We start from the raw sequence: 24,784 nt of genomic DNA, 5'->3' as shown, positions 1-24,784 counted from the left end.
TGACCGCGGTCACAGGCCCGTCGCGTGGAGGAAACCTACGGCCGCTCGCGCGAGTCGAGCCATGTCGATCGCATCCATATTCGACGGGCAGAGGACGTGCCCGGCCTCCACTCCCCCGTCCAGCCGACTTGACCCGACCTCCTAGGTTGATGATCCACACAGCCCAGCGGAAGGTCCCCACCCCATGCCCGTCGGCTTCACCATGGCGATCGTCTTCGCCGTCGCCCTGGCGGTCAGCGCCGTCCTGGCTCTCGTCGCCCCCGCGCGGTCGCTGAAGCGGATGGCCGCCCTCGCGACGCTCGTCTTTCTCGCCCTCACCCTGCTGGTCGGTGTCACCTCCAGCGCCCACTCGGTGCCCATCCGCTCGGTCGGCATCGTCACCAGCTTCGGCAAGCCCACCGGCAAGGTGACCGGCTCCGGCCTGAAGTGGGTCGCCCCCTGGCAGAAGGTCGGCGAGTGGGACGCCGGCCGGCAGAAGTACGACCACATCGGCGGCAACAACTGCGTACGCGTCCGCACCGGCACGCTCGCCGACGCCTGCGTCGAGGTGCTCATCGAGTGGCAGGTCAGGCCGGAGAACGCGCCGAAGCAGTTCATGGACTACAAGGGAGACTTCGACAGCTTCCGGGGCCAGCGGGTGGGTGTGCAGCTCGACAGCGCGGTCAACGACGCCTTCGCCGCGTACAACCCGCTGGAGAAGATCGACGCGCGGACCGGTGACCTCAACGTCGACCTCAAGCCGTTCGCGGCGAACATCAAGACCAGCGCGGACACCCGCCTCGCCAGCGACGTGGACATCCTCTCGGTGACCATCACCCGGGTGAACCACGACGACAAGACCGAGGGCAATATCAAGGCGTTCCAGGACAAGCTGGCCCAGACCCGCAACCTGGAGCAGGACCGCAAGAACGCCGAGATCTCCAAGCAGATCACCGAGACCAACGCGAAGGTCGACAAGGTCACCCGCTGCCTGGAGATCGCCGAGAAGAACGGCGCCAACCCGGGCCTGTGCATCAACCCGGGCATCGTCACCGGCAAGTGAGAAGGAACCGGCCCACCCGTGGCAGGTGGGCCGGCGCCGTGCCGCTCGATGCTCAACTCAACAGGACGGCTCGTCCGCCCTGACGTGCCGCAGCGAGTACGCGGCGTCGGTGAAGGCGCCGCCCTGCAGGGCGGCGGGGTCGACCGGGTCGCGCGAACCGGGCACCCCGTCGGCGAAAACCTCCGCGTTGTCCACCGGCAGATAGCCGAGCCGAGCCCCGGCCGTGGTGTCCCAGAACGCCCGAGTGTTGGCGGACACGGCGTAGGCGGTCGCGAAGCGCACGTCGGGAGCGGTGAGAGCCGCGCGAACGAAACCGATGCCGTCGCGCGGGCTCAACCAGGTCGCCAGGTAGCGGGCCTCGTCCGGCGCGTCCTCGAAGCTGCCGATGCGCAGGCACACCACCGACAGGCCGAACTTGTCGGCGTACAGGCGCCCGAGCGCTTCGACAGCGACCTTGCTCACCCCGTAGAAACCGTCCGGTCGGACCGGCTCGTCCGGCCCGACCACCTGGCCGACGGGGTAGAAGCCGGTGACACGGTTGCTGCTGGCGAGGACGACCCGCCCTACCCGCTGCCGACGGGCCGCCTCCAACACGTGGTACGTGCCCAGCACGTTGCTCTCCAGCAGGTCGGCCAGGGGTGCCTCGTCCGGCAGCCCGGCCAGGTGCACCACCGCGTCCGCGCCCTTGAGCGCGGCGGTCACCGCGTCGGCGTCCGCCAGATCCAGTTGAATCGCCCGGTCTGTCGGCGACTGCGGCTGCGAGGGCACCCGATCGACCAGAACGAGGCGGCGCACGTCGTCGCGTAGGTGACGGCAGACCGCCGAACCAATGCGACCGGCGGCACCCGTGACGACGACCGTGCCCAGACGTGAACCCATGACGCCATCCTGCCGGCCCGCACCGACAGGATGGCCAGTCCAGGGTGACCACCCAGCGGGCGCCCTGGCCCCGGACCGGTCGAGCGGATCAGCTCGTCCGGTTGGTGGCGGACCGCTCCCACTGGCGGGGGGCGCTGATCTTGGCCCAGCTCGCGCCGAACGTCATCCGGCGCAGCGGTGACGCGATGCCGCAGAGGCTGAACCAGCCACGGGTCAGGCCCACGCTCACCCGGTTGCTCATCATGCCCTGGTGCAGCGTCCGCAGGGCCAGGTCGACGGCGTCGAATCCGTACTCGCGCATCTCGGCCTCGTATCCGCCGATCGCATCCAGCAGCGGCAGGTGGCCGCCGTCGGCCAGCGACAACTGCCGGGTGAGCAGGGCGGCGTCGCGCAGTGCGGTGTTGGCGCCGTTACCGCCGGCCGGTGGCATGCCGTGCACGGCGTCGCCGAGCACGGTGACCGGCGAGGGCGTCCAGGGCGCCGGACGGTCGGACGCCTGGAACGGAAACGCACTCACGTCGTTCGGTGGGCACTGGTCGATCAGTTGGCGGAGCGCAGGATGCCAGTGGGTGATCAGCCCGGCGACGTAGGCCTTCAACTGTGGGCCGTCGAGGCGCTCCGGACGCGAGGGGAACAGCTCGTTACGGGCGACGAACGCGCACAGCAGATAGTCGTCCCCCACCGGCTGCTGGCGTTCGAACACGGAGGTGAACAGGAAGTGCGGCGCACCGGTCACGATGAGGTTCATGCCCTCAGCCAGCCGGGCAGGTAACCAGGCTCGGGTGTCGTCGTTCAGCGGCAACTTGAGCCCGACGCCTACCGCACCGGCATCTCTCTGCGTGGCGGTCGGCAGGTACTGCGCCCGTACCCGGGAGTTGATCCCGTCCGCGCCGACCAGGACGTCGCAGGTGGCGGACGTCCCGTCGGCGAAGCGCGCGGTGGGGCGACCGTCGGCGGCGAGCTCGTAGCGCTCGAATGCCTTGTCGTAGTGGACGGTGTCGTCGAGTCCGTCGAGGAGAACGCCGCGCAGCGTGTGACGGTCGACCGGGTAGGCCCGTTCGGCGGGGTCGGGATCGTCGGGATACATGACCGCGTCCTCCACGAGGACCAGCGTGCGCAGGTCCGTGCCCAGGAAGCCGAAACCGCCGCCGGGCCGGCCCGCGGTGCCGATGAACGCCTGCCAGTGTCGGTCAGGCAGACAGGCACGCAGCGACCGGCTGCCCGCCGGGTTGATCGCGAGCCGGTAGCGGTCCACCCGGTCGTCGCGGCGTCGGTCACGCTCGTACACGGCGACGGTGATGCCGTGTTTACGCAGACCCTGGGCGAGAGCGAGGCCGCCGATGCCACCGCCGACGATGAGCACGTCAGTCATGGGTGAGACTTTCTGGTGCGAAGAGGTCGCACAGCTGGTTGACCACCGACTCGGCCTTGTCGGGACGCAGACGAATGCCTTTGACGGTGGCGATCACCAGCTCGACGCTGGCAGCGACGTCGAGGTCCACCGACCAGACGTGTCGCGCGACGCCTTCGGTGAAGATCGCCGCGAGCGCGTCCCGCCAGCCCTGTTCGTCCCGCTCGATATCGGCCCCGGTGGACTCGTCCCGTCGAGCCCGAAGGTCGAGCTCATCGAGCACGATGAACAACTCGGGCCGTTGCGCGACCGCGGTGGCGATCTCGCTGAGGTGTTGCCGTAATCGGGCGGCGGGTTCCAGGTCGGCGTGCATCGTGGCCTCGAATTGGCTGGTGACGTGCTCGAGCACTGCGGCGATCAGGTCGGCCTTGGTCCGGAAGTAGTGGTGCAGGGTGGAGTGGTCGATGCCGGCCGCCGCGGCGATCGGCCGCAGCCGGAACCCCTCGAAGCCACCCTCGGCGATCGCCGAGAAGGCTGCGTGCACCAGCGCCTGCCGGCGATCGAGCCGTTCGGTCATCCTCCACCATCCCCAACCAAGCGGTTGGTTGACAGTTCAGCATCCGTGTGTCGAGCTGTCAACCACCTGGTTGATGAAGACCTCCCGGTCCGGTTCGGACCAGCCGCAGCGATCGGGGCTGGTCGTGCCGACAAGGTTGATCGTCGAGTCGTCGACCTGCGAAGCTGCTGCATGTGACTGATGGTTCCGAGCGTGAGGCGACCGCCGTGACCGTGGTGCGCGACGGGAAGCTGCGCGCGGCGGGGCTGCGCCTTGGCGACGCCATCGTCTACGACTGGGGATTTCACCTCGACAATCGACCGTATGAGCAGCGCAGCTTCGTGCTGCTCGATGACGGGTTCCAGATCAATCAGCCGGTCCTGTTCCCAGCCGAGCAGCAGGGCTGGTGGTACTGCGACCTGGTACGAGTCATTGATCATGGGAGCGTGGTCACGGTCGACGACCTGTGGATCGACGTGATCGTCGGACCTGGCGACCATCCCTACCGAGTCCTGGATCTCGACGAGTACGCCACGGCCATGCAGGACGGCGCGCTCAGCATGGGTGAGGCGACCGATGGACTCATCCGTACCCAGCGTTTCCTTGATCGACGTCTCAACCGACGGCACGACCCGCAACGCTCCTGGCCGGACTTCCCACCGGCCAGTATCACCGACCTGCTGCACGTCGTATTTCCTCAAGACTGGTCCCTCATCGACGCCGGATGAAGGCCAGTCCCGCTCAGCTGAGCCGGATGACAGCGGCGACGAGGATCGGGCTGGCCGTTCGCCGGGACGGGCGGCCGGGTCACGCCACGGCACGCCCGTCCACGGCTTCCACCAGATCCCGTTGACGACCTGAACGTGATCCCCTAGGCGTAGCTGAACAACGGGGGAAAGACGAGGACCACGATCCAGGCCCACGCTGCGTACACCGGCAGGTAGCCGGTCTGCCACCGTTCGAGCGCCGCGAAGGGCGTACGCCGACGCAGGAAGCTCAGCAGGAGCCACGCCGACCACGCGAGGTTGACCAGCAGGATCACGTTCTCGCCGAGCGCTGCCGCCCGGTTGGGCGTGCCGCCGTAGTTGTCGGTGATACGCCCGGTGATCTCCAGCAGCACCAGCACGTCGATGGCCAACGCGCTGACCACGAGCGCGAGCTGGAGTTTGTCGAACGGGCCGGGCGGGGCCAGCGGATCGCGGGCCGAGAGCGAGTAGAGCAGCAGCCCCAGCACCACGACGAGCAGGAGGTCGAAGAGGATCAACGCCTCGCGCTCGACGTCGATGCCGTGGCTGGTCCAGACGACTGCGACGAGGAAGGCGAGCAGGGCGGCGGTGAAGAGCGGGGTGAACAGCCGCGTGAGGACCGGCGCGATGTTCTCGACGACGCTCTGCTTGGCCTCGACGAGCCACCCGGCCACGACGACCGCGGCCGCGGCGCCGCAGGGCAGGAGCCACTGCGAGATGAACGCCTCCGGGACGATCCCGATGGCCGCGAAGGTGTTGAACAGGAACGCGGCGAGCACGCCGCCGCCGAGGGCCATCAGCACGAAGTAGATGAACCACTCGCCGGTGAAGCGGATGAAGTCCATGCGTCGACGCGACGAGCGCCAGTCGTCGGCGACATAGGCCAGACCGACCACGAGCCACAGGGCGATCGGAAGGTGGATGCCGGTCACGACCACGGACTGCGAGTCGTCCGCCAGGGGGTAGACGTTCGCCGCCACGGCGCCGAGGGCGAACAGCGCCACCAGCACCGCGATCACCACCGGTCGGGCTCGCCGGCGCCAGGCCAGGAACGCCGCCAGCCAGGGCAGCGCGAACAGCGTGGCGTTGCGCGCGTAGAACGACCCGTCGTCGTCGAAGGTCAACCCGAACAGCGCGGGCACTTTGACGGACGCCACCGCGCCAGCCGCACAGGCCAGCATGACCCACAGGTCCCGCCGGGAGCGCGAGCCGGCGGCCGGGTTGCCGGAGTCGCCGGTCAGCACCAGTTGCTTCCACAGCCGTTCCGAATGCTCCCGGGCGAACTCGCGGGAGAGCTCGTCGAGACTGCCCATCCGCTTGACCGCGACCAGGAACGCCTCGTCCGGGCTCAGGCCCGCCGCGACGAGCTCGCCGACCGAGCCACGGAGGTGGTCTTCCAACTCGTCGGCGTCCACCGACTGCAGTTCCCGACGCCGGAGCACGTATCGGCGCCACTGTGCGAACTGCGCTTCCAGCTCCTCCGGCCCGTCGTGCGCCGTCATGCGAGGCCCCCCAACGGGCGCACCGTCAGCGGCGTACGGTCGTGCCAGATCTCCTTGAGCGCGCCCACGACGGTGTCCCACTGCCGGCGCTGCTCGGCCAGCTCGGCCAGGCCCCGGTCGGTGATCCGGTAGTACTTGCGTTTGCGCTCACCGGCGACCGACTGCCAGCTCGCCTCCACATAGGCCAGGCGCTCAAGCCGATGCAGCAGCGGGTACAACAGCCCCTCGGTCCAGTCCAACTCACCTCCGGACAGCTCGTTGATCCGCCGGAGGATGGCGTAGCCGTAGCTCTCCCCCTCGGCCAGTATGCCGAGCACCATCGGTGTCGCCGAAGCGGCAACCAGATCCTTAGCGACCTTCACGAGACCTCCCACCTCAACCCTAGAAGCAGAATGCATAGTACTGCTAGGTATTTCCCGGGCGCAACGACTCCCCGGGGGTGCGCGGAAAACCCCTCGCACGTCGGTGGTCGATCCCGCGACAATCGCCAGCGTGCAGGAGATCGAGGTCGTCGTCGCCCACCAGGAGCGGGCGACCGTGCGCGTCGGCGACGTGTTCCTCAAGATCGACGCCGATCCGGGTCACGCGGACGTCGAGGTCGCGGCAATGGCCATGGCGCCCGTGCCAACTCCGGAGGTCCTGTGGCGCAACCCGCCTGTGCTCGCGCTCGCCGTCCTGCGCGGCAGGGCACTCGGCCGCCTCGGCGAGCCGTCGACCGCGCCCCCGACGGCGTGGGCCGCGGCGGGCGCCGCCGTACGGGCGTTGCACGACGCGCCGCTGCCACCCTGGCCCGGTCGGAGCCTCGACGAGCTGGCCGCGCAGCTCGACGGCGAGTGCCGGTGGCTCGTCGCGAACGGCGTTCTCCCCACCGACCTGGTCACCCGAAACCGCCACGTCGCCGAGGCTGCACTCCGGCCGTGGACACCTGTGTTCACGCACGGCGACCTGCAGGTCGCCCACGTGTTCGTCGACGGTGACGAGGTCACCGGCGTGCTCGACTGGTCCGAGGCGAGCCGGGGCGACGCCCTGTTCGACCTCGCCACGTTGACTCTCGGACACGAGGAGCACCTCGGCGACGTCGTGGCCGGCTACGGCGCCGACGTCGACCTCGACGTGATCCGGGCGTGGTGGTCGTTGCGCAGCCTGCTGGTGATCCGGTGGCTGGCCGAGCACGGCTTCGACCCCTCGGCGCCCGGCTGCGAGGTCGACGTGCTGCGGGCGCGGATGTGACGAACGTCAGGGGATGAGTCGGTCGAGCAGCTCGAACCGCTCGTATGGCTGGTTGTAGTCGCCGAAGTGCCCGTCGTCGCGCACGATCTGGGTGCCGCCGAGCCGCTCGAACATGGCGCGTCCCTGTCGGTCGTCGCAGCCGTACGGATCCGCGCGGGAGTTGATGAAGAGGATCTCGCGCACGTGCGACCGGATCGCGGCCCAGTCGTAGCTCTCCTGGAGGACCGGTTCCTCGCTGGTGTTGGGCCGGGTGCAGTAGCCGGCGACCAGGATCGCCTGGGCGACGGGCACCTCGACATGCTCCAGGAGCGCCAACAGCAGGGCCGCGCCGCCGGAGTGGCCCACCAGGACCGTGTCCTCGTCGAAGCGGCGCCCGTCGAGCACCGTCGGCAGGAACGTCGCGATCGGCTCGACGTTGACGCCCGGGAGGTGCGGCACCTCGACGGTGTAACCCCGAGCCTCGAGCCGCTCCGCCAGCCAGCGATACCAGACGACGTCCGGGTTACCGCCGGTCCCGTGGAAGATGATCGCTCTGCGTCCCACCATGCCCCCTTCGCATCGACATCGTGATCAAACCGCGTGACCCACAGAAGCGAGTGCGGCCTCAGGGGGCCGGCCGCTCCCGAGGTTCTAACGGCATCCGCATCCGCGGACAGCGGTCGCGTCCGGCGCCCTGTCACTAGGGTGATGGCTCCAACCGTTCGCGGTCGCGGGTGAGCTGGAGCCGCGTCGTTGCGTTGTGATGTGCCTGCCAGCCCATGTCGAGTGCCTGCCGGATGATCTTCGCGACCAAAGCCGGGGCGATCGGGCTCAGTTCGAACACTTCGGCCGCTCGGCCGGCAGGTGCGGTGATGATCGGTCCATAGTTCAGCCATGGGTCATCAAAGAACGCCATGACCTGCAATGCACCGCCGGGCCCGTCGCGCCAGACCTTGACCTTGACACGGCTCGGATCGACCAGTCCGACGGTCCATCGGTAGACGATGTCCTCGACGACGATGCTCCTGATTCGGGTACGCGCCACGGCGGAAGAGTAGGCACCGTCCGCGCAGTCCGGTAGCGAGGTACCGCTTCGCCAATCCGGCACCGCACCCTCCGATCACCTCGTTCTGCGCGCTGACCCAGACCGCAGGGATCCGAATGCCGAGGATGCCCCCCACATGCTGCGACACACCTTCGTGACGACCATGCTCAACGCCGGCGTCAGCCTGCGCGACGTGCAGATCGCCGCTCGCCACGCCGACCCGCACACCACCATGCGCTACGACCGGGCCCGCAAGAACATCGACCGGCACCTCAACAACTACATCCTCGCCGCACACATGGCTTCCGGGACACCCCCAGCGCTCGCGGCTCTGTCGAGTCGAGTGCGCTTGGGAGGCCGGCAAGCCATGGAGGGAGGCCGCGTCACTGCATAGCGGTCGCCGGGGGATGATCGAATGATTTGGGGCAGCGGAAGGTGTACAGCGAGTAGCCACGCCCGATCTGCACGCCGACGATGTCTGGGGACACGGTCGGGTTCTCCTCGGACGGGCGCCAGCTGCAATGCATGCCGTTCCAGTCGCCCGAGCCCACGGTGAAAATCAAGGTCATCGTGGTGCCGCAGGCAGCACAATCCATCGGGTACGGATCGGTCAGTGACCAGTTCGCGTACCCGCCGACCTTCCATCCCGGCGCCAGCGACAAGTCGGTCTGATACTGATAGTGGGGACGGCTATCGTCTTCGTCCCACTCGTCGAGCCGCTCGCGCAGGTCATCGGGGAGTAGAGCGGCGTATTGGCACTCGCGAACCTGCTCGGGGTGCACCACGCACGGAACCGGCAGGTACATGTCGCTGATCACCGGCGGCTCGGGAGGCGCTTCGAGCAGCGGGCCGACGGCGGAACTGTCGCGCCAGAAGAGGAAGACGCGAGGGCTGTAGTGCCGGTCCGAGTGGTCCACCGGGCACCACAGCACCTGGAGCAGGTCGGTGCCGTCCGGACCGGCGTAGTCCGGGACATCATGTCGGTACAGCTGCGCGACCGGGACCAACGGGATGGGGTCCTCGATCAGGTCGTCCAGGTCCAATGCGTCGGCCGCATCGAGCTCGGCCCGCTCCTGCGCAGTCAAGAAGTACCCGCCCGGCAGCGGCTCCCGGGCTTCTGCGGTCGCGAGGATCTCCCGCCTGCAGCGCAGGGCGGCCGGGGTGGCCAGGTTGTATGGCTCGTGCGCCCCGGCGTCGTCGCAGACCGGCCATACCTCGTCGGCCGGCCACAGCAGCGGTCCGCCGACCGAGCTGTCCCTAACGGTCGGAGCGCCGGGTCGGGGATGCAGGCGGGTAGCGGTGATGGAATGTTCCCGCAGTTCGGGGAAGAGCGCGGTGATGTCCAGGGGACGCGGAGGTGTGGTGCGGACCATAGAAGTAAACCTTATGGGCTGCGGTGTACCAGCAGGACCGCGCCGTTCTCCACGAGTGCGCCACAGACGACGACATGCATGACGGGATGAGAGCACCGGGATAGGACAAGCTCGGTCCAGCCCGAGGGCACGCGCACACATCCGGCTCCGCCAGGGACCAAGGCTGCGGATTCAGCGACCGGCGTCTGGCTCGGCCCTTAGCCACCGCACGATCGTCGCAAAGGGGTAGCAGATCACGATCGCTCCCCTGGCCGTTCGGTTTAGGGGCAGTTGCGGGGCGCGATCGAGCGCAGTCCGGGATAGCCTTGGCGCATATGGCTACCTATCGCAGCGCCTCAGTGCTTCTCTCCTCGGACGGCACCAGGACCCCTGGCACCGCCGCCCTCTTCGCCGAGCCCGCCCGCAAGGGTGGGATTCGACCGTGGGCAGGCGACTTCCGGCCCGCCAACAGCGCCGGCAACGGCCCCAAGAACGCGGTCGGGAAGGCTTTCACGTTGGAACTGCCCGACGGCAGCACCGGCAAGGTCGTGGTCCAGAGCCTCAAGAGCGGGAGGGGTGGCGTCGTGCTGGCGTTGATGGGCGAGGACACACCACCCTTCTGATCGAAACTGATCGCCGCTGACGTCACCGGCCCGAGCAGGCCCGCATGCGAGCCTGCTCGGCTCAGTCCAGTGTGACCACCCAGCGGGCGCCCTCGCCCCGCGCCAACCGGTCGAACGCGGTGGGCGCCTCGTCCAGCCCGATCGTGCCGCTGACCAGCACGCGCAGATCCAGTGCGCCGTCGGCGAGCTCGGTGGCCAGCACCGGCACCTCGCGGTCCGGGTCGGACGAGCCGTACACCGAGGAGCGCAGCGTACGGGCGGAGTGGAAGATGTCGAGCGCGCCGAGGCTGACCATGTCGTCCTTGGCGCCCATGCCGACCACGGTGACCGCTCCCCCGCGCCGGGTGAGCCGCCACGCCGCCCGGATCGTGGCGGCCCGCCCGACGCACTCGAAGGCGTGGTCGACGCCGCGGCCCTCGGTGCGTGCCCGCACCTCCTTGGAGAGCCGGTCGTCGGAGAGCAGGAAGTCGGTGGCCCCGGCGGCGAGGGCCAGGTCCCGCTTCGCCTCGGCCACGTCGACGGCGAGGATCGTCGTGGCGCCGGCCCGGCGGGCTGCGGCGAGAACGGCGAGCCCGACCCCGCCGAGCCCGATGACGGCGACCGACTCGCCGGGCGCGACCCGGGCGGTGTTGCCGACCGCGCCGACGCCCGTGAGCACCGCGCAGCCGAGCAGCGCGGCCTGCTCGGCGGGCAGCCCGGCGGGGATCGGTACGACGGCGCTCTCCGGCACCACCACCGCCTCGGCGAGCGCGCCGAGACCCAGCGTGAGGTGCAGCCCGATGCCGTCCTCGGTCTCGCCGCGCGCCACGGTCGGGGCGGTGTTGGCGGCGCAGAGCCACGGCTCGTCGTGCCGGCACCACCAGCAGGTCCGGCAGGCGGGCGCCCAGTTGAGCACCACCGGCGTGCCGACCGGCAGCCGGGTGCCCGCCCCTGCCTCGGCCACCACGCCGGTCGCCTCGTGCCCGAGCACCAGCGGGAACGTCGCGGCCAGAGTGCCGTTGACCATGGACAGGTCGGAGTGGCAGACCCCGGCCGCCCGGATCGTCACCCGCACCTCGCCGGGGCCGGGCGCGGGCAGGCGTACCCGCTCGACCCGCAGCTCGGCGCCGGGCCCGCGCGCGACCAGCGCGCGGACGGTGACCGACCCGCCCGCCGGCTCAGCGCTGACCGCCGGCACGGCCGCCTGCTCCGCAGCCACCCCCGGTACGCCCGTCGGCTCGGCGGCGCTCATCGCTGGATCGCCTTCAGCTCGCAGAACTCGGCGAGCCCGTGCACGCCCAGCTCCCGGCCCAGGCCGGACTGCTTGTAGCCGCCGAAGGGCGCGAGTGGGTTGAACGCCGCGCCGTTGATGTCGACCGCGCCGGTCCGCAGCCGCCGCGCCACCGCGAGCGCCGCCTCGGTGTCGGCGGACCAGACCGCGCCGGCCAGCCCGTAGCGCGAGTTGTTGGCGATGGCGACGGCCTCGTCGGTGTCGTCGAACGGGAGAACGGCGAGCACCGGGCCGAAGACCTCCTCCTGGGCGAGCGCGCTGTCCGGGTGCACGTCGGCGAAGACGGTCGGGGCGACGAAGTGCCCCCGCGCCGGGACCGGGGCGTCCGGGCCACCGGCGACGAGGCGGGCGCCGTCGGCGAGAGCCCGCTCGACGTGGCCGCGCACCCGCGTCGCCTGGGCGGCGGAGACCAGGGGGCCGAGGCGGGTGGCCGGGTCGAACGGGTCGCCGACGCGGTAGCCGGCCACCGCCGTCGCGACCAGGTCGAGCGCCTCGGCGTACCGGTCGCGGTGCACCAGCATCCGGGTCCACGCCGTGCAGGTCTGGCCGGAGTTCATCAGGGCGTTGCCGACGCCGACCTTGACCGCGGCGGCCAGGTCGGCATCCTCGAGGATCACGTTGGCGGACTTGCCACCCAGCTCCAGCGCGACCCGGGCGATCCGGTCGGCGGCGAGTCGCATGATCCGGGTGCCGGTGGCGGTGGAGCCGGTGAACGAGACCAGGTCGACGTCGGGGTGCCCGGCGAGCGCCTCGCCGACCGCCGCGCCGGTGCCGGGGACCAGGTTGAGCACACCCGGCGGCAGACCGGCCTCGGTGACCGCGTCGAACAGCAGGTACGCGGTCAGCGGGGTCAGCTCGCTGGGCTTGAGCACGACCGTGCAGCCGGCGGCGAGCGCGGGCGCGACCTTCGCCATCACCTGGTGCAGGGGGTAGTTCCACGGGGTGATCGCGCCGACCACGCCGATCGGCTCGCGCACGACGAGGGAGTTGCCGATGGTCTCCTCGACCGGCGGCCGGGCGGCGAGCGCCACGTGGTCGCGCAGCACGATCAGCGGCAGCGCGACCTGCACGCGGGTGGCGAGCTTGAGCGGGGCGCCCAGCTCGACGGCGACGGTGCGGGCGAGGTCGTCGGCGCGCGCCGCGAGCGCGGCGTGCAGCCGGTCGAGGTACGCGGACCGTTCGGCGGGCGCGGTGGCCGCCCAGCCGGGAAAGGCGGCGCGGGCGGCGGCGACGGCGGCGTCCACATCGGCCGCGGTGCCGGCGGGCACCTGACCGATCAGCTCGCCGGTGCTCGGGTTCTCCACGTCGATCACGTCGGTGCCGGCGGGAGACGTCCACTCGCCGCCGATGTGCAGGTGGCGCCGGAGGCGCAGGGCATCGGGCAGCAGCGACGGCGGGGCGGCGAGGTCCATGGCGTCCCTTCCGGGGTGGCGACGGGCGATGGGGGCGGGCTGGGCGGCGGGCGAAGGCGACGGGTCGCGGCGGGCGCTGAAACTAGCGCTGGGAGTTTGGACGCTACCCGCTGGACCGCCCGGACTCCACCGGCCCGACGGTGCGGGCGTACTCGGCGGCCAGGCCGTGCAGCAGCGCGTCCAGGCCGAGGGCAAAGGCGCCCTCGTCCACGCTCTGCTGGTGCTCGGCGAGCCGGTGCGCCTGGCGCAGGTGCGGGTAGTGCGCGGCGTACAGCTCGGGATCCTCGACGAAGCCGCGGGCGAACGAGCCGAGCGCCGAGCCGGCCACGAAGTAGCGCAGCGCCGCGCCGATGTGGGTGGCGCGGGCCGGTGGCCACCCGGCGCGGACCAGGCCGCCGTAGACCGCGTCGGCCATGGCGAGGGCGGCCGGCCGGCGACCGGGCCCCTGGGCCAGGTACGGCACGATGTTCGGGTGCGCGGTGAGCGCCCGCCGGTACGACCAGGCCCAGTCGCGCAGCGCGCCGGCCCAGTCCCGGCCGGTGAAGCCGCTGATGTCGACGGCGCCGGTCACCGCGTCGGCGACCGCGTCGAGGATCTCGTCCTTGGTGGCGAAGTGGTTGTAGAGCGACGGGCCCTGCACGCCCAGCGCGGCGGCGAGTCGACGGGTGGAGAGCGCGGGCAGACCCTCGGCGTCGATGAGCGCCGTGGCGGTGTCGACGATCAGCTGCCGGGTGAGCCGGGGCTGGCGGGGTCGGGGCACTGCGCTCCTCGCGAGTCGGCGACGTAGGGTCTGGACGCATCAAAACTTACACCGCTAGTTTAGGGGTGACCGGCCGCGCCGACGCCAGGAGGACCACCGTGGACTTTTCGCTCACCGACGAGGAACGGGCGGTACGGGACACCGTCCGGTCGTTCATCCGCCGCGAGGTGATGCCCCTGGAGGCGGAGGTGCTGCGCCGCGAGCGGGCGCACCAACCGGGCCTGGATCACTCCGAGGTGCGCGAGCTGCAACTCAAGGCGCGCAAGTTCGGCTTCTGGGGCCTGGCGACCCCCGAGGAGTACGGCGGGATGAACCTGCCGGCCGTCCTCCAGTCGTTGATCTGGACGGAGCTGGGCCACACGTTCGTGCCGTTCCGCTTCGGTGGCGAGGCGGACAACATCCTGTTCCACGCCACCGAGGAGCAGAAGCAGGAATTCCTCATTCCGACGATCGAGGGCGAGCGGCGGTCCTGCTTCGCGATCACCGAACCGGGCGCCGGCTCGGACGCGGCGAACATCCGGCTCTCCGCCCGCCGCGACGGCGACGACTGGATCCTCGACGGCGAGAAGACCTTCATCACCGGCGGCCACGACGCCGACTTCGCCATCGTCGTCGCGGTGACCGACCGGGAGAAGGGCGCCCGCAACGGCGGCGCGACCGCGTTCCTGGTGGACCGGGCGATGGGCTGGCGCTCGGAGTTCATCCAGACCATGGGCGAGGGCGGGCCCGCGTCGCTGATCTTCGACGGCGTACGCGTGCCGCACCGCAACATCCTCGGCGAGATCGGGCAGGGCTTCACCCTCGGCATGGAGTGGATCGGCAAGGGCCGCTACACCATCCCGTCGCACGCCATCGGCATCGCCGAGCGGGTCCTGCAGATGGCCATCGACTACGCCAACACCCGCGAGACGTTCGGCGCGAAGATCGGCACCAACCAGGCCATCCAGTGGATGATCGCCGACTCGGAGACCGAGCTGGAGGCGGCCCGCTGGCTGGTGCTGCGCTCGGCGTGGACGGTCGACCAGGGCCTCGACCCGCGGCACGCGTCGTCGATGGGCAAGCTCTACGGCGCCGGCATGGTCAACCGGGTGGTCGACCGGGTGCTCCAGATCCACGGCGGCATGGGCTACACCCGGGAGCTGCCCATCGAGCGCTGGTACCGGCAGGTGCGGCTCTACCGCATCTTCGAGGGCACCGACGAAATGCAGCGGCTGATCATCTCGCGAGACCTGCTGCGCGGGTACACGAAGATCGGTGGCCACCTGGCCTGAACCGCGTCACCCCGCCAGCGCCTCCAGGGCGGCGTCCACATCGGCCTCGGTGGAGTAGAGGTGGAACGAGGCGCGGACCCGCCCGGCGCGCACCGCCGCCCGGATGCCGGCCGCGGCGAGACGCTGCTCCGCGCCGGGCACCTCGACGGTGACGATGGCGCTGTCCCCCGGCGGTCGGCCCAGACCGGTCAGGAACCGGTTGGCCAGCGCCACGTCGTGCTCCTGGATCGCCGGCACGCCGATCTCGGCGACCAGCTCCATGGCGGGGGCCGCGCCGACCCAGCTGAACCAGGCCGGCGAGATGTCGAACCGGCGGGCGTCGTCGGCCAGCCGCAGCGGCGGGCCGTAGTAGGAGGCGTGCGGGTCGTGGCCCGCGTACCAGCCGGCGGCGTCCGGGCGCAGGCGCTCGCGCAGCGCCGGGGCCAGATAGGTGTACGCGGTGCCGCGCGGGTTCATCAGCCACTTGTAGCCGCCGACGGCCACCACGTCGGCCCGGCTGCCGTCGAACGGCAACCACCCGCACGCCTGGGTCGCGTCCACCACCACCAGCGCGTCGTGCGCGCGGGCCGCGGCCACGATCTCGTCGTACGCGGCGACCGAGCCGTCGGCCGACTGCACCAGGCTGAACGCGACGAGGTCGGTGTCGGCGTCGATCGCGTCGACCAGCCGGTCCGCCGGCACCGTGCGGACCGTGACGCCGCGCTCCTCCTGAACCAGCCAGGGGAACAGGTTCGAGGTGAACTCGATCTCCGGAACGACCACGGTGGCCCCCGCCGGCAGCCCCGCCGCCACCGGCGCCAGCATCTGGGAGACGGTCGCGCCGACCGCCACGTCACTGGCCGGCACGCCGATCAGACCGGCGAACGCGGTCCGGGAGCGCTGCACCGAGTCGCCCCAGCCCTCCCATGACGTGCTGCCGACCCGCCAGGCGGCCAGGGCCTCCTGCAACGCCGTCCAGGCCGGCTCGGGCGGCAACCCGTAGGAGGCCGTGTTCAACCAGCCGGGCTCCGGCTTCCACAACTGCTGTGCCTGCGCGATCTCCATGCCACCGACGCTAGGCGGGCTCGTCGCGCAGGGGCACGGCCAATCGGAGTCCTGCGGCCTGCGGGCTCCCGGCGGCGGACTGCCGGCGGCTTGCGGGCTTGCGGGCTGCGCCCGGCACCCCGCACCCGGCGCCCGCCGCTCGCCACCCGGAGCCGGGCACCGGGGAGGGCGTGATGACTCTCAGGTATAGATATGACTCTGAGGTATGTCGCTCACGACCAACCTGCCTCAGAGGCGACCAGCCAGGCGCGGGCGGCGACGTCATCGACGCCGGTTCGCGTCCGGCGGGTGGATCCGGGTGAGGCTGTCGGCGAGGCCGGCGAGCCATCGATCGACCTCCACCAGGTGCCGTACCGCCGAGGAGTCGACGTCGCCGAGCAGCGGACGGACCCGGTCCACCTCGTCGACACAGTCGGTCGGGGCCGGCACCGGGCCCGCGGCCCGGCCCTGTGCCACCTCTCCGGCCAGCTCGTCGTACGCCGAGCGCAGTTGCCCGGCCGCGTCCCGCAGCAGGGCCGCCGCCGCCGGCCAGCCGGCGAGGCAGCCGGGCGGGTTGCGCCGCAGCAGCGACTCGGCGCCGGGCACCACGTGCTGTCCGGCACCCAGGACGGCGTCCCAGTTCACGCGTGCGCGCTGCGGGTCGTGGCGCTCGGAGTGGTACTGGCAGTAGGACGAGTCGACCAGGACCATCCGCTGGCGGACCCGATCGAGGTCGTCCTCGGGCGGCGGGGCGTCGCCGAGCACCGCCTCGACGGTCCGCTCGACCGCGTCCCCGCTGGCCGTCAGGTAACGCGCGGCGTTGTGGCGCAGGTCGCGGCTCGCACCGCGCGGCCACATGGCGACGCCGGCGAGCACACCGATCACCGCGCCGAGCCCGACGTCGACCAGCCGGGCCTCGGCGAGCCGCCAACCCTCGGGGCTGAGCTGACTGAACACGACGGTCAGCAGCAGGGTGAACAGCGCCTGTTGCCACACCGGGCCCAGCAGCCGACCGACACCGAACGCCAGCAGCAGCGTGACCGGCAGGACGACGGCGTACACGACAGGGTCCTCGACGAGGAGCACCAGCAGGCCACTGACGACGACGCCCGCGATCGTGCCGAGCACTGCGGGTCGCAGCGCGGTGCGGGTGTCGGCGGCCGAGGTCCGCAGGACCGTGAGTGTAGCCAGGAGCACCCAGAAGCCGTGGTTGAGCTGCAACACTCCGGCAGCCACCCGGGCGACCGACAACGCCACGGCCAGCCGAAGCGCGCTGTGCAGGTGGGCGGAGCTGGGAGCAAGATGGGAGCGGAACTGCCACCAGTACAGCGTCCACGGGCTGTGTCGCGCGTACCCGAAAAGTCTGGGGTAGGCCTCGCCTCCGGCGGGCCGTGCCCCGGCGGCGACCCGGGCACCGACGGCGAAGACCCGCACCTGGTCGGCGAGGGCCAGCGCGGTCGCGTCCCGGCACATCCGGGGTACGTCCGGCGCGTCGGCGCCGCCACCTCGCCCCACCGGGTAGGCGGCCTCGGCCGCGCGGATCGCGACGTCCAGGCCAGCGAGGTCGACCGGCGGCGCACCCGGTGACAGGCTCCGGCCGGCGGCCCGGGTCGTCTCAGCGCAGGTGCGCACCAGCCGCGCCGCCGCCAGCTCTCCGATCGGCTCCGGCGGGGCGTCCCCCGCGAGCCGGTCCGCCTCGGCGAGCACCTCCCGCAGCGCCGCCGCCGAGATCCGCAGAGCCCGGTCCTGGGCGCCCGCCGCGGTCGGCGCCCGCTCCGGCGGGTTGCGGCCCAGACCGAGCGGGGCCACCAGGTCGTACGCCCGCGCGCGCCGGCTGTCCCGACCAGCGTGACCGGCGTGCGGGTCGGTCAGCGCGTCGGCGGCGTCGTCGAGGAACGCCCCGACGCCGTCCGCCGCCCGGGTGAGCAGCTGCCGGAAGGTGACCGGCACCGGGTCGGGCCAGAGCAGCACCTCGGCCGCGGCGAGCAGCACGATCGCGAGCGTGACCCCGCCCAGTCGCTGCGGCAGGGTGTCCGGTTGGTACGGCGGAAAGGACGCCAGAATGTAGAAGAGCTGGAACGCGCTGGCCAGACCCACCAGGCGTGGATTCCCGACCCCCGCGAACGCCACGACGAACCCGACGACAAGCATCCCGCCGGCCGCCGCCCACGTGCTCCACGCCAGCAGCGTGCCGGCCGCGATCAGCGCCCAGACCGCCGGCAGCGACGTGACGAGGATCCGCGCCCGCTGCGGCGCCGGACCGGGCAACTGGGCGAACGACCCGGCGGCGATCGCGCCGAACAGCCCGTACGTGGCGAGCACCGGGCTGCCCGCCCCGTACCGGCAGGCGTAGAAGATGACGGACGCGACGAGCGTCAGGCGCACCGCGCGCCGCAGGACGGCGTCCCCCGGGTCACGGCGGCGCAGCCGGCCAAGGAGGCTGGTTGCGAGCACGCCTGCTCCCCCGGTTCGTCGCGGCACCCCTTCCCGACCCACCATTCTCCACCGCACCCCGCCACGGGCTGCGGGTTTGGCGACGAATCACCGCCGAGAGCGGCCGCGCAGGCCGAAGCGGAGCGCCCGGAACAGGGTGCCGGGGCGGCTCAGGGCGGCCGGGTGGTCGAGCATTGTGGTCACCCGCCCCAACCGGGCGTTGAGCACCGGGTCGGTGAGCGACGCCCGGAAGAGCAGATCGCCGAACCACTTGGTGACCCGGTAACCGGGCGGGTACGGCCCGTCGACGTGCGGCAGCTCGATGTCGGCGGTGGTGGAGACCTGCCAGGCGGCGTCGACCACCACGCGGACCTGGTCGAAGTACGCCCGCGCGGGCTCGTCGTGCGGCTTCGGCCCGGACCGCAGATAGTTTGACAGGCAGGAGGCGTGCAGCGTCGCGGAGGTCATGCCCTGGCCGTACACCGGGTTGAAGGACGCGACCGCGTCACCGGCGGCGACCAACCCGGCGGGCAGGCGGTCGAGCTCATGGAAGTCGCGGCGTCGGCTGTCCGCCTGGTGGTACGTGACCACCGGGCCGAGCATCTCGCCGTGTTCGGCGATGTCGCCGAACATCTGCGGGTAGTGCTTCCGGCAGCGGGTGGTGAAGTCGGCGACATCGCGGCTGGGCCGGTCCCCGTCGTAGCCGGCGACCAGCATGATCCAACGGTCCCCTTCGACCGAGTTGATCCCGCCGATCCGGGCGGTACGCCCCTTGCCCGCCATGGTGTGGAAGACCGCCACCCAAGCGTCGCTGACCTTCTCGTCGCGCTTGTAGAGCGCCGTCGCGTAGTTCAGCTTGATCGGCATACGGTGCATCGGCGGGCGCGGCCACCCCTCCTCGGCCAGCCAGTCACTCAACCGGCTGGACCGGCCCATCGCGTCCACCACCAGGTCCGCCGTTTCGACGACCGGCTCGCTGCCGCCCTCGGGCACGTACCGGGCGCCGGTGACGCGCCGCTCGTCGAAGAGGAGGCCCTCGGCCCGGCCGTACACCATCTGGATGTTGTCGACGGCGAGGGTCCGCCGACGGACCAGCGCCTCCAGGAACGGACGCGTGGTGATCAACGCCGGCCCGGTGCCGGTCGCTGCCGGCGGCAGACCCAGTACGCCGTTGATGAAGACCTTCGCGGTGCCCTGGTCGCGCGGCGGCGGAGGGGCGCCGAGCGCCAGCGCCTCGTCGGCGATGCCGGGAAACCAGCGTTCCAACTGGACCTGGCCGGCGGGCAGCAGCGCGTGCACCTGGCTGCCCTGGGGCACCCCCGGCCGAGGCCCGGCGTCGACATTGGACGGATCCCGTTCGATGATCAGCACTTCCTCGGCGTGATCGCTCAAAACCCGGGCCGCCAGCAACCCGGCCATGCTGCCGCCGAGCACCACCGCTCGCCGCATGACCACTCTGGTCTCGGCCGGTCGTTCGGCCGTCGCTATCTCCGCGAAGAGCCGGGACGGAGAGGGGGCCATGCGATCACTCCTCGAACGGTCGGGAAACCTCGGCATCCACGACCGTAACCACCGCAGCGCCCGCCGTCAGCCTTCAGTTGGCCCGCTGGCGTAGCGCCGTGCCAGCAGTGTGCCGGCCGCGATCAGCGCCCAGACCGTCGGCAGCGACGTGACGAGGATCCGCGCCCGCTGCGGCGCATTACCGCCGCGAGGGCCGACGGCGCGCTACGCGGTGGTGCGTCGCCACTGCTGGCTGGCGCCGGTGCCGCAGGTCCACTGCACGGCCTGAGCACCGTCCGCCGTGGCGGCGTTCAGCACGTCGAGGCACTTCCCGCTGTGGCGGGCCACGAGCCTGACGTAGCCGGTTCCGAGGTCCTCGACGCGCCACTGCTGATTGGTGCCGCCGTTGCAGGTCCACTGGATCACGCGGACGCCGTCGGCGGTGGCGCCCGCGCCGCCGTACACGTCGAGACACTTGCCGCTGCTGACACTTGTCACCGTCGAGTAGCCGCCACCGGCGTCCTGGAACCGCCACCGCTGGTTGGCCTGCCCGTTCGCGCCCCACTGGACGACGTTGGCGCCATCGGCGGTGGACGCGTTGAAGACGTCGAGGAGCTTGCCGCTGTGCCGCGCGGCCACCGTGTAGGTGGTCGGCGTGGGGGCGGTGGTCAGCGGCACCACCCGGTACAGGCCGCTCCCGTGGGCGGGGATGGATCGGGTGAGCATGCCGGTGACGGTGCCGAGACCGGCGCCGGACCACAGGTCGGTGACGGTGGCCGAGCCGATGCATGGCGCTTATCGATGTTAACGCTCACACACCCCCTGTCAAGTGCGCGGAGGGTGGGTACACAGAACCCGTGACCTACTTCGTGGACCTGACGCCGTACACGTACCTCAAGCGGCATGACGAGGACGGGCGTGGGCCATCCGACGAGCCGCTGCTCAACGTCGGCTGGCTGGACGCGTCGCATCCGTTCCCGACCGGCGCTCCCCCGGGCGGGTTGATGCCAGCTCTGACGGAACTGGCCAAGGTGCGAGTCCGCCAGACACGGGGACACCACTACTGCGAGATCTGCATCCGGGACCTGGGCGACGACGCCAGAGAAGCCATTCGGGAGGGCATGATCGCCCGCGAGAGCGCCGAATTCGAGGTGCGGGGCGACAACGTCGCGTACGCCGCTCCTCAGCTCCTGCTCCACTACGTGGACGCCCACGGATACCTGCCACCAGCCAAGTTCCGTGCGGCGGCCCTGAGGTCGACGAGCTGACCCAGGGCGACGCCGTCCGGGGCGCGGGAGGCGGTTGACAGGGTAGATCTTGGACAGTTTCCGTTAGCAGCTAACGGAAAGTGTCCAAGATTGCCAGCGGTGGCGGGGCCCGAGGTCGTGTCGCACGGGAGCGTTTGGTCTCTGTCGTCAGCCGGAGGTCAACCTCTCGGTGAAGATCAACACGAGATCAGCGATATCGGGGTGTCCTACAAGCTTGGATACCCCGATATCGCCGACCTGGAGTCGATCACCCCCCGGGACGGTCAGGCCGGGACGCCAGCTGGCGCGGTCGATTCGTCGGGGCGTGCCGCCGACTCGTCGTCGTGGTCGTCGAGCATGGTGGCCTCGTCGAACGGGTCGTCGCCGCGCAGCACGCCGGCCGCCCGGTCCCGGTCGAACTCGCCGGTCCAGGTTCCCACCAGGACGGTCGCCACCGCGTTGCCGGCGAAGTTCGTCAGCGCCCGCGCCTCCGACATGAACCGGTCGATGCCGACGATCAGCCCGACGCCGTCCACCAGGTCCGGCCGGTGCGACTGGAGGCCACCGGCAAGCGTGGCCAGCCCGGCGCCGGTGACTCCGGCGGCGCCCTTCGACGCGATGATCATGAACAGCAGCAGCGAGATCTGCTCGCCGATGGCCAGGGGCTTGCCGAGCGCGTCGGCGATGAACAGCGACGCCATCGTCAGGTAGATCGCGGTGCCGTCGAGGTTGAACGAGTACCCGGTCGGCACCGTGATGCCCACGACCGGCTTGCTCACGCCGAAGTGCTCCATCTTGGCGATGAGCCGGGGCAGCGCCGACTCCGACGACGAGGTCGACAGGATCAGCAGGAACTCCCGGCCGAGGTAGCGCAGCAGCGAGAAGATCGAGATCCGGGCCACGAACCACAGCAACGCGCCCAGGACGACCAGCACGAAGATCAGACAGGTGGCGTAGAAGCCGAGCATGATCTGGGCGAGGCTCTTGAGGGCGTCCACGCCGGTCGCGCCGACGACGGCCGCCATCGCCCCGAACGCGCCGATCGGCGCCAGCCACATGATCATGGCGAGGACCTTGAAGACGACCCGCTGGAGGACGGCGATCGCGCCGAGCACGGGCTCACCGCGCCGGCCCATCGCCTGCACCGCGAAGCCGACGAGCAGCGCCACCAGCAGCGTCTGGAGTACCTCGCCCTCGGTGAGCGCGGAGAAGAGCGTGGTCGGGATGATCCCGAGCAGGAATTCCGCCGTACCGCCGGCCTCGTCTCCGGCGGCGGCCTTGCCGGCGCCCGCGAGGTCCTGGCCGAGGTCCAGGCCGGAGCCGGGGTGGATGAGGTTGCCGACGACCAGGCCGATGGCGAGCGCGACGGTCGACATGGTCAGGAAGTAGCCGAGCGCCAGGCCGCCGACCTTGCCGACCTTCGCGGCCTGCCGGACGGAACCGACGCCCAGCACGATCGTGCAGAAGATGACCGGACTGATCATCATCTTGATCAGGTTGACGAAGCCCGTGCCGATCGGCTTGAGTTCCTTGCCGAAATCGGGAGCGACCAGGCCGACCACGATGCCGGCGAGCACGGCCACGATGACGGCCAGGTACAGGTAACGGGTACGGTCCCGGCGGGCCGACGGCTCCGCCGTGGTGGTGGATGCGGTGGTGTCCATGTCGACAATGTGAAGCGCGTCTCACCCGTTGACATCCTTGCGGTCATTCTGTTCACCGCGGATGCGTCAGCGGCGGCGTGCCGAGGAGGTGGTGGAGGTGGCCCGACGGCAGTGGAGCATCGCGGGGCAGCTGTTCGCCCTCCAGGCGGTGGTGGTGACGCTGCTCGTGCTGGCCGGCGCGGCGGGCGCCGTCTGGCTGGCCCGCGTCGACTCCCGCCAGGCCGCGCAGGAGGAGGTGCTCGCGGTGGCGCAGACCGTGGCCCGCTCCCCCGACGTCCGCGCGGCCCTCACGACCGCCGACCCGGCCAGCATCCTTGCGCCGTACGCCGAATCGACCCGGCTGGCCACGGGCACCGACTTCGTGGTCGTGATGGCCCCCGACCGCACCCGTTTCTCGCACCCGACCCGGGACCGCATCGGCGAGCCGTTCGTCGGCGACATCGGGCCCGCCCTGGCGGGGCACCCGTTCACCACCACCAACGTCGGGACGCTCGGCGAGTCGGTGCGCGCGGTGGTGCCGGTGTACGACGAGCAGCGGCGCATCGTCGGCCTGGTCTCGGTGGGCATCACCACCCGGGCCATCAACCGCAAGCTGCTGCGCCAGCTCCCCGTGCTGCTCGGCGTCGCGGCGCCGGCGCTCGCGCTCGCCGCGACCGGATCGTGGCTGCTCAGCCGCCGGCTGCGTCGCCAGACCCACGGCCTGGGACCGGCGCAGATGACCCGGATGTACGAGTACTACGACGCGGTCCTGCACTCGGTGCGCGAGGGTCTCGTGGTGCTGACCACCGATCGGCGGGTGGCGCTGATCAACGACGAGGGCCGGCGGTTGCTCGATCTCGACGCCGACGAGCCGGTCACCGACCAGCCGGTCGCCGGGATCGACCTGCCGCCCGCCGTGGCCGAGCTGCTCGGCTCCGGGCGCGACGCCCTCGACGAGCCCATGCTGGCCGGTGACCGGGTGCTGGTGGCCAACCAGCGGACCGCTCGCTTCGAGGGCGCGCCGCTCGGCACCGTGCTGACCCTGCGCGACCAGACCGAGCTGCGTACCCTCGCCAGCGAGCTGGACTCGGTCCGCGCGCTGACCGAGGCGTTGCAGGCGCAGACCCACGAGTCGGCCAACCGCCTGCACACCGTCCTCACGCTTGTGGAGCTGGGCCGCGCCGACGAGGCGGTCCGGCTCGGCACGCGGGACCTGGCCCACGCGCAGCAGCTGACCGACCGGGTGGTCGACGCGGTCACCGAGCCGGCCCTGGCCGCGCTGCTGCTCGGCAAGTCCGCCCAGGCCGGCGAGCGCGGCGTGGACCTCGTCATCGAGCCGGACTGCCGCCTCGACGACAGCCCGTTGCCGACCAACGACCTGCTCACCGTCGTCGGCAACCTGATCGACAACGCCCTGGAGGCGGTCGCCGGCACGCCCCCGCCGCGTACGGTGCGGGTCTTCGTCGGCGCCGTCGACGACGAACTGGTGGTCCGGGTCGCCGACAGCGGCCCCGGGCTGGCCGAGGACCGGGTGGCGGACGCGTTCCGGCGCGGCTGGTCCACCAAGAGCAGCGGCCGGGGTCTCGGTCTGGCGCTGATCGGGCAGGTGGTCCGCCGCCACGGTGGCCGGCACGAGGTGGCCCGCTCGGACGACGGCGGCAGCCTGTTCACGGTCCGACTACCGGTCGGCGGTGCCCCGCGATGACCGACATCCGGGTGCTGGTCGTCGAGGACGAGCCGCTGCTGGCCGAGGCGCACGCCGCGTACACCGAACGGGTTCGGGGTTTCGTGGTGGTCGGGGTGGCGCACACCGCGCGGGCGGCGATGGCGGCTCTGCGCGCGGGTGGGATCTCGGGCAGCGCGGCCCACTTGACCGGGTCCATGCCGGGCGGGCAGGGGATGGCGACGGCGGCGGGCTGG

The 24,784-nt window shown here is 71.3% G+C and carries 23 protein-coding genes and 2 pseudogenes; 9 read left to right on the top strand and 16 right to left on the bottom strand.

Annotation, left to right across the window (positions count from 1 at the left end; all coding sequences use genetic code 11):
• Positions 1–184: 184 nt before the first annotated feature.
• Positions 185–1,042, top strand: a complete 858-nt coding sequence (locus AB0J68_RS02575; protein WP_354856013.1) for an SPFH domain-containing protein — start codon at positions 185–187, stop codon at positions 1,040–1,042.
• A gap of 57 nt (positions 1,043–1,099) precedes the next feature.
• Here AB0J68_RS02575 and AB0J68_RS02570 read toward each other — a convergent pair whose 3' ends face one another.
• The 3 genes from AB0J68_RS02570 to AB0J68_RS02560 form a co-directional block, all read right to left on the bottom strand.
• A complete protein-coding gene (locus tag AB0J68_RS02570; protein WP_355065734.1) occupies positions 1,100–1,921 on the bottom strand; it encodes an NAD(P)-dependent oxidoreductase in 822 nt (273 codons plus the stop codon).
• An 88-nt stretch (positions 1,922–2,009) separates the two neighbouring features.
• Positions 2,010–3,293, bottom strand: coding sequence for an FAD-dependent monooxygenase (locus tag AB0J68_RS02565; protein ID WP_363935634.1), 1,284 nt, complete (start codon positions 3,291–3,293; stop codon positions 2,010–2,012).
• Positions 3,286–3,849 (bottom strand): TetR/AcrR family transcriptional regulator, encoded by a 564-nt coding sequence (locus tag AB0J68_RS02560; protein ID WP_363935632.1) that lies wholly within the window; start codon positions 3,847–3,849, stop codon positions 3,286–3,288. Before AB0J68_RS02560 ends, AB0J68_RS02565 begins: the two co-directional genes overlap by 8 nt.
• A gap of 173 nt (positions 3,850–4,022) precedes the next feature.
• Here AB0J68_RS02560 and AB0J68_RS02555 point away from each other — a divergent pair, with 173 nt between their 5' ends.
• Positions 4,023–4,556: a DUF402 domain-containing protein gene (locus AB0J68_RS02555; protein ID WP_363935631.1), complete on the top strand. Its 534-nt coding sequence runs from the start codon at positions 4,023–4,025 to the stop codon at positions 4,554–4,556.
• Between the two features lie 143 nt (positions 4,557–4,699).
• Here the strand turns inward: AB0J68_RS02555 and AB0J68_RS02550 are convergent, their stop codons facing one another.
• Complete coding sequence (locus tag AB0J68_RS02550; RefSeq protein ID WP_363935630.1) at positions 4,700–6,076, bottom strand: permease prefix domain 1-containing protein; 1,377 nt, start codon at positions 6,074–6,076, stop codon at positions 4,700–4,702.
• Positions 6,073–6,438, bottom strand: coding sequence for a PadR family transcriptional regulator (locus tag AB0J68_RS02545; protein ID WP_354856007.1), 366 nt, complete (start codon positions 6,436–6,438; stop codon positions 6,073–6,075). The genes AB0J68_RS02550 and AB0J68_RS02545 overlap by 4 nt, the downstream gene beginning before the upstream one ends.
• 130 nt (positions 6,439–6,568) lie before the next feature.
• On the opposite strand from AB0J68_RS02545, the gene AB0J68_RS02540 reads away from it, so the two are divergent.
• Positions 6,569–7,306: a phosphotransferase gene (locus tag AB0J68_RS02540; protein WP_354856006.1), complete on the top strand. Its 738-nt coding sequence runs from the start codon at positions 6,569–6,571 to the stop codon at positions 7,304–7,306.
• 6 nt (positions 7,307–7,312) lie between these two features.
• Here AB0J68_RS02540 and AB0J68_RS02535 read toward each other — a convergent pair whose 3' ends face one another.
• Both AB0J68_RS02535 and AB0J68_RS02530 read right to left on the bottom strand, forming a co-directional pair.
• Entirely contained in the window at positions 7,313–7,852 is a 540-nt protein-coding gene (locus tag AB0J68_RS02535; protein WP_354856005.1) for an alpha/beta hydrolase, read from the bottom strand.
• A gap of 133 nt (positions 7,853–7,985) precedes the next feature.
• Positions 7,986–8,330 carry a hypothetical protein gene (locus tag AB0J68_RS02530; RefSeq protein WP_354856004.1) on the bottom strand — a complete coding sequence of 115 codons (345 nt, stop codon included), beginning with the start codon at positions 8,328–8,330 and terminating at the stop codon, positions 7,986–7,988.
• Between the two features lie 127 nt (positions 8,331–8,457).
• On the opposite strand from AB0J68_RS02530, the pseudogene AB0J68_RS02525 reads away from it, so the two are divergent.
• Positions 8,458–8,598: pseudogene (locus tag AB0J68_RS02525) on the top strand (site-specific integrase); the annotation flags it as partial.
• Positions 8,599–8,713: 115 nt separating this feature from the next.
• Here the strand turns inward: AB0J68_RS02525 and AB0J68_RS02520 are convergent.
• Positions 8,714–9,703 (bottom strand): hypothetical protein, encoded by a 990-nt coding sequence (locus AB0J68_RS02520; protein WP_354856003.1) that lies wholly within the window; start codon positions 9,701–9,703, stop codon positions 8,714–8,716.
• Positions 9,704–10,017: 314 nt separating this feature from the next.
• Here AB0J68_RS02520 and AB0J68_RS02515 point away from each other — a divergent pair, with 314 nt between their 5' ends.
• Positions 10,018–10,305: a hypothetical protein gene (locus AB0J68_RS02515; RefSeq protein ID WP_354856002.1), complete on the top strand. Its 288-nt coding sequence runs from the start codon at positions 10,018–10,020 to the stop codon at positions 10,303–10,305.
• 61 nt (positions 10,306–10,366) lie between these two features.
• On the opposite strand, the gene AB0J68_RS02510 is transcribed toward AB0J68_RS02515, so the two are convergent.
• From AB0J68_RS02510 to AB0J68_RS02500, 3 genes are all read right to left on the bottom strand, one after another.
• Positions 10,367–11,536, bottom strand: coding sequence for a zinc-binding dehydrogenase (locus AB0J68_RS02510; RefSeq protein ID WP_354856001.1), 1,170 nt, complete (start codon positions 11,534–11,536; stop codon positions 10,367–10,369).
• The gene (locus tag AB0J68_RS02505) at positions 11,533–12,987 is read right to left on the bottom strand and encodes an aldehyde dehydrogenase family protein (protein ID WP_354856000.1); all 1,455 of its coding nucleotides are present in this window, start codon (positions 12,985–12,987) and stop codon (positions 11,533–11,535) included. Before AB0J68_RS02505 ends, AB0J68_RS02510 begins: the two co-directional genes overlap by 4 nt.
• Before the next feature lie 103 nt (positions 12,988–13,090).
• Positions 13,091–13,747 carry a TetR/AcrR family transcriptional regulator C-terminal domain-containing protein gene (locus AB0J68_RS02500; protein ID WP_355065717.1) on the bottom strand — a complete coding sequence of 219 codons (657 nt, stop codon included), beginning with the start codon at positions 13,745–13,747 and terminating at the stop codon, positions 13,091–13,093.
• A 98-nt stretch (positions 13,748–13,845) separates the two neighbouring features.
• Between AB0J68_RS02500 and AB0J68_RS02495 the strand changes: the two genes are divergently transcribed.
• A complete protein-coding gene (locus tag AB0J68_RS02495; protein ID WP_354855998.1) occupies positions 13,846–15,018 on the top strand; it encodes an acyl-CoA dehydrogenase family protein in 1,173 nt (390 codons plus the stop codon).
• A gap of 6 nt (positions 15,019–15,024) precedes the next feature.
• Here the strand turns inward: AB0J68_RS02495 and AB0J68_RS02490 are convergent, their stop codons facing one another.
• From AB0J68_RS02490 to AB0J68_RS02475, 4 genes are all read right to left on the bottom strand, one after another.
• Positions 15,025–16,062 carry an aminotransferase class V-fold PLP-dependent enzyme gene (locus AB0J68_RS02490; RefSeq protein WP_363935624.1) on the bottom strand — a complete coding sequence of 346 codons (1,038 nt, stop codon included), beginning with the start codon at positions 16,060–16,062 and terminating at the stop codon, positions 15,025–15,027.
• 261 nt (positions 16,063–16,323) lie between these two features.
• Complete coding sequence (locus AB0J68_RS02485) at positions 16,324–18,495, bottom strand: FUSC family protein (protein WP_354855996.1); 2,172 nt, start codon at positions 18,493–18,495, stop codon at positions 16,324–16,326.
• Positions 18,496–18,582: 87 nt separating this feature from the next.
• Complete coding sequence (locus AB0J68_RS02480) at positions 18,583–19,995, bottom strand: FAD-dependent oxidoreductase (protein ID WP_354855995.1); 1,413 nt, start codon at positions 19,993–19,995, stop codon at positions 18,583–18,585.
• 204 nt (positions 19,996–20,199) lie between these two features.
• Positions 20,200–20,700 (bottom strand): RICIN domain-containing protein, encoded by a 501-nt coding sequence (locus AB0J68_RS02475; protein ID WP_363935622.1) that lies wholly within the window; start codon positions 20,698–20,700, stop codon positions 20,200–20,202.
• A 131-nt stretch (positions 20,701–20,831) separates the two neighbouring features.
• Here AB0J68_RS02475 and AB0J68_RS02470 point away from each other — a divergent pair, with 131 nt between their 5' ends.
• The gene (locus AB0J68_RS02470) at positions 20,832–21,242 is read left to right on the top strand and encodes a hypothetical protein (RefSeq protein WP_354855993.1); all 411 of its coding nucleotides are present in this window, start codon (positions 20,832–20,834) and stop codon (positions 21,240–21,242) included.
• A 263-nt stretch (positions 21,243–21,505) separates the two neighbouring features.
• Here AB0J68_RS02470 and AB0J68_RS02465 read toward each other — a convergent pair whose 3' ends face one another.
• On the bottom strand, positions 21,506–22,885 hold the full coding sequence (locus AB0J68_RS02465) for a cation:dicarboxylase symporter family transporter (protein WP_354855992.1): 1,380 nt from the start codon (positions 22,883–22,885) through the stop codon (positions 21,506–21,508).
• 61 nt (positions 22,886–22,946) lie between these two features.
• Between AB0J68_RS02465 and AB0J68_RS02460 the strand changes: the two genes are divergently transcribed.
• Together AB0J68_RS02460 and AB0J68_RS02455 are read left to right on the top strand one after the other, a co-directional pair.
• A complete protein-coding gene (locus AB0J68_RS02460) occupies positions 22,947–24,569 on the top strand; it encodes a sensor histidine kinase (RefSeq protein ID WP_363935618.1) in 1,623 nt (540 codons plus the stop codon).
• Positions 24,566–24,784 (top strand): annotated as a pseudogene (locus tag AB0J68_RS02455) (hypothetical protein); the annotation flags it as partial. The gene AB0J68_RS02460 and the pseudogene AB0J68_RS02455, both read left to right, overlap by 4 nt.

This window comes from Micromonospora sp. NPDC049580, from assembly GCF_040675595.1.
Lineage (GTDB): Bacteria > Actinomycetota > Actinomycetes > Mycobacteriales > Micromonosporaceae > Micromonospora.
This window is presented reverse-complemented; position numbering and strand designations above follow the sequence as displayed.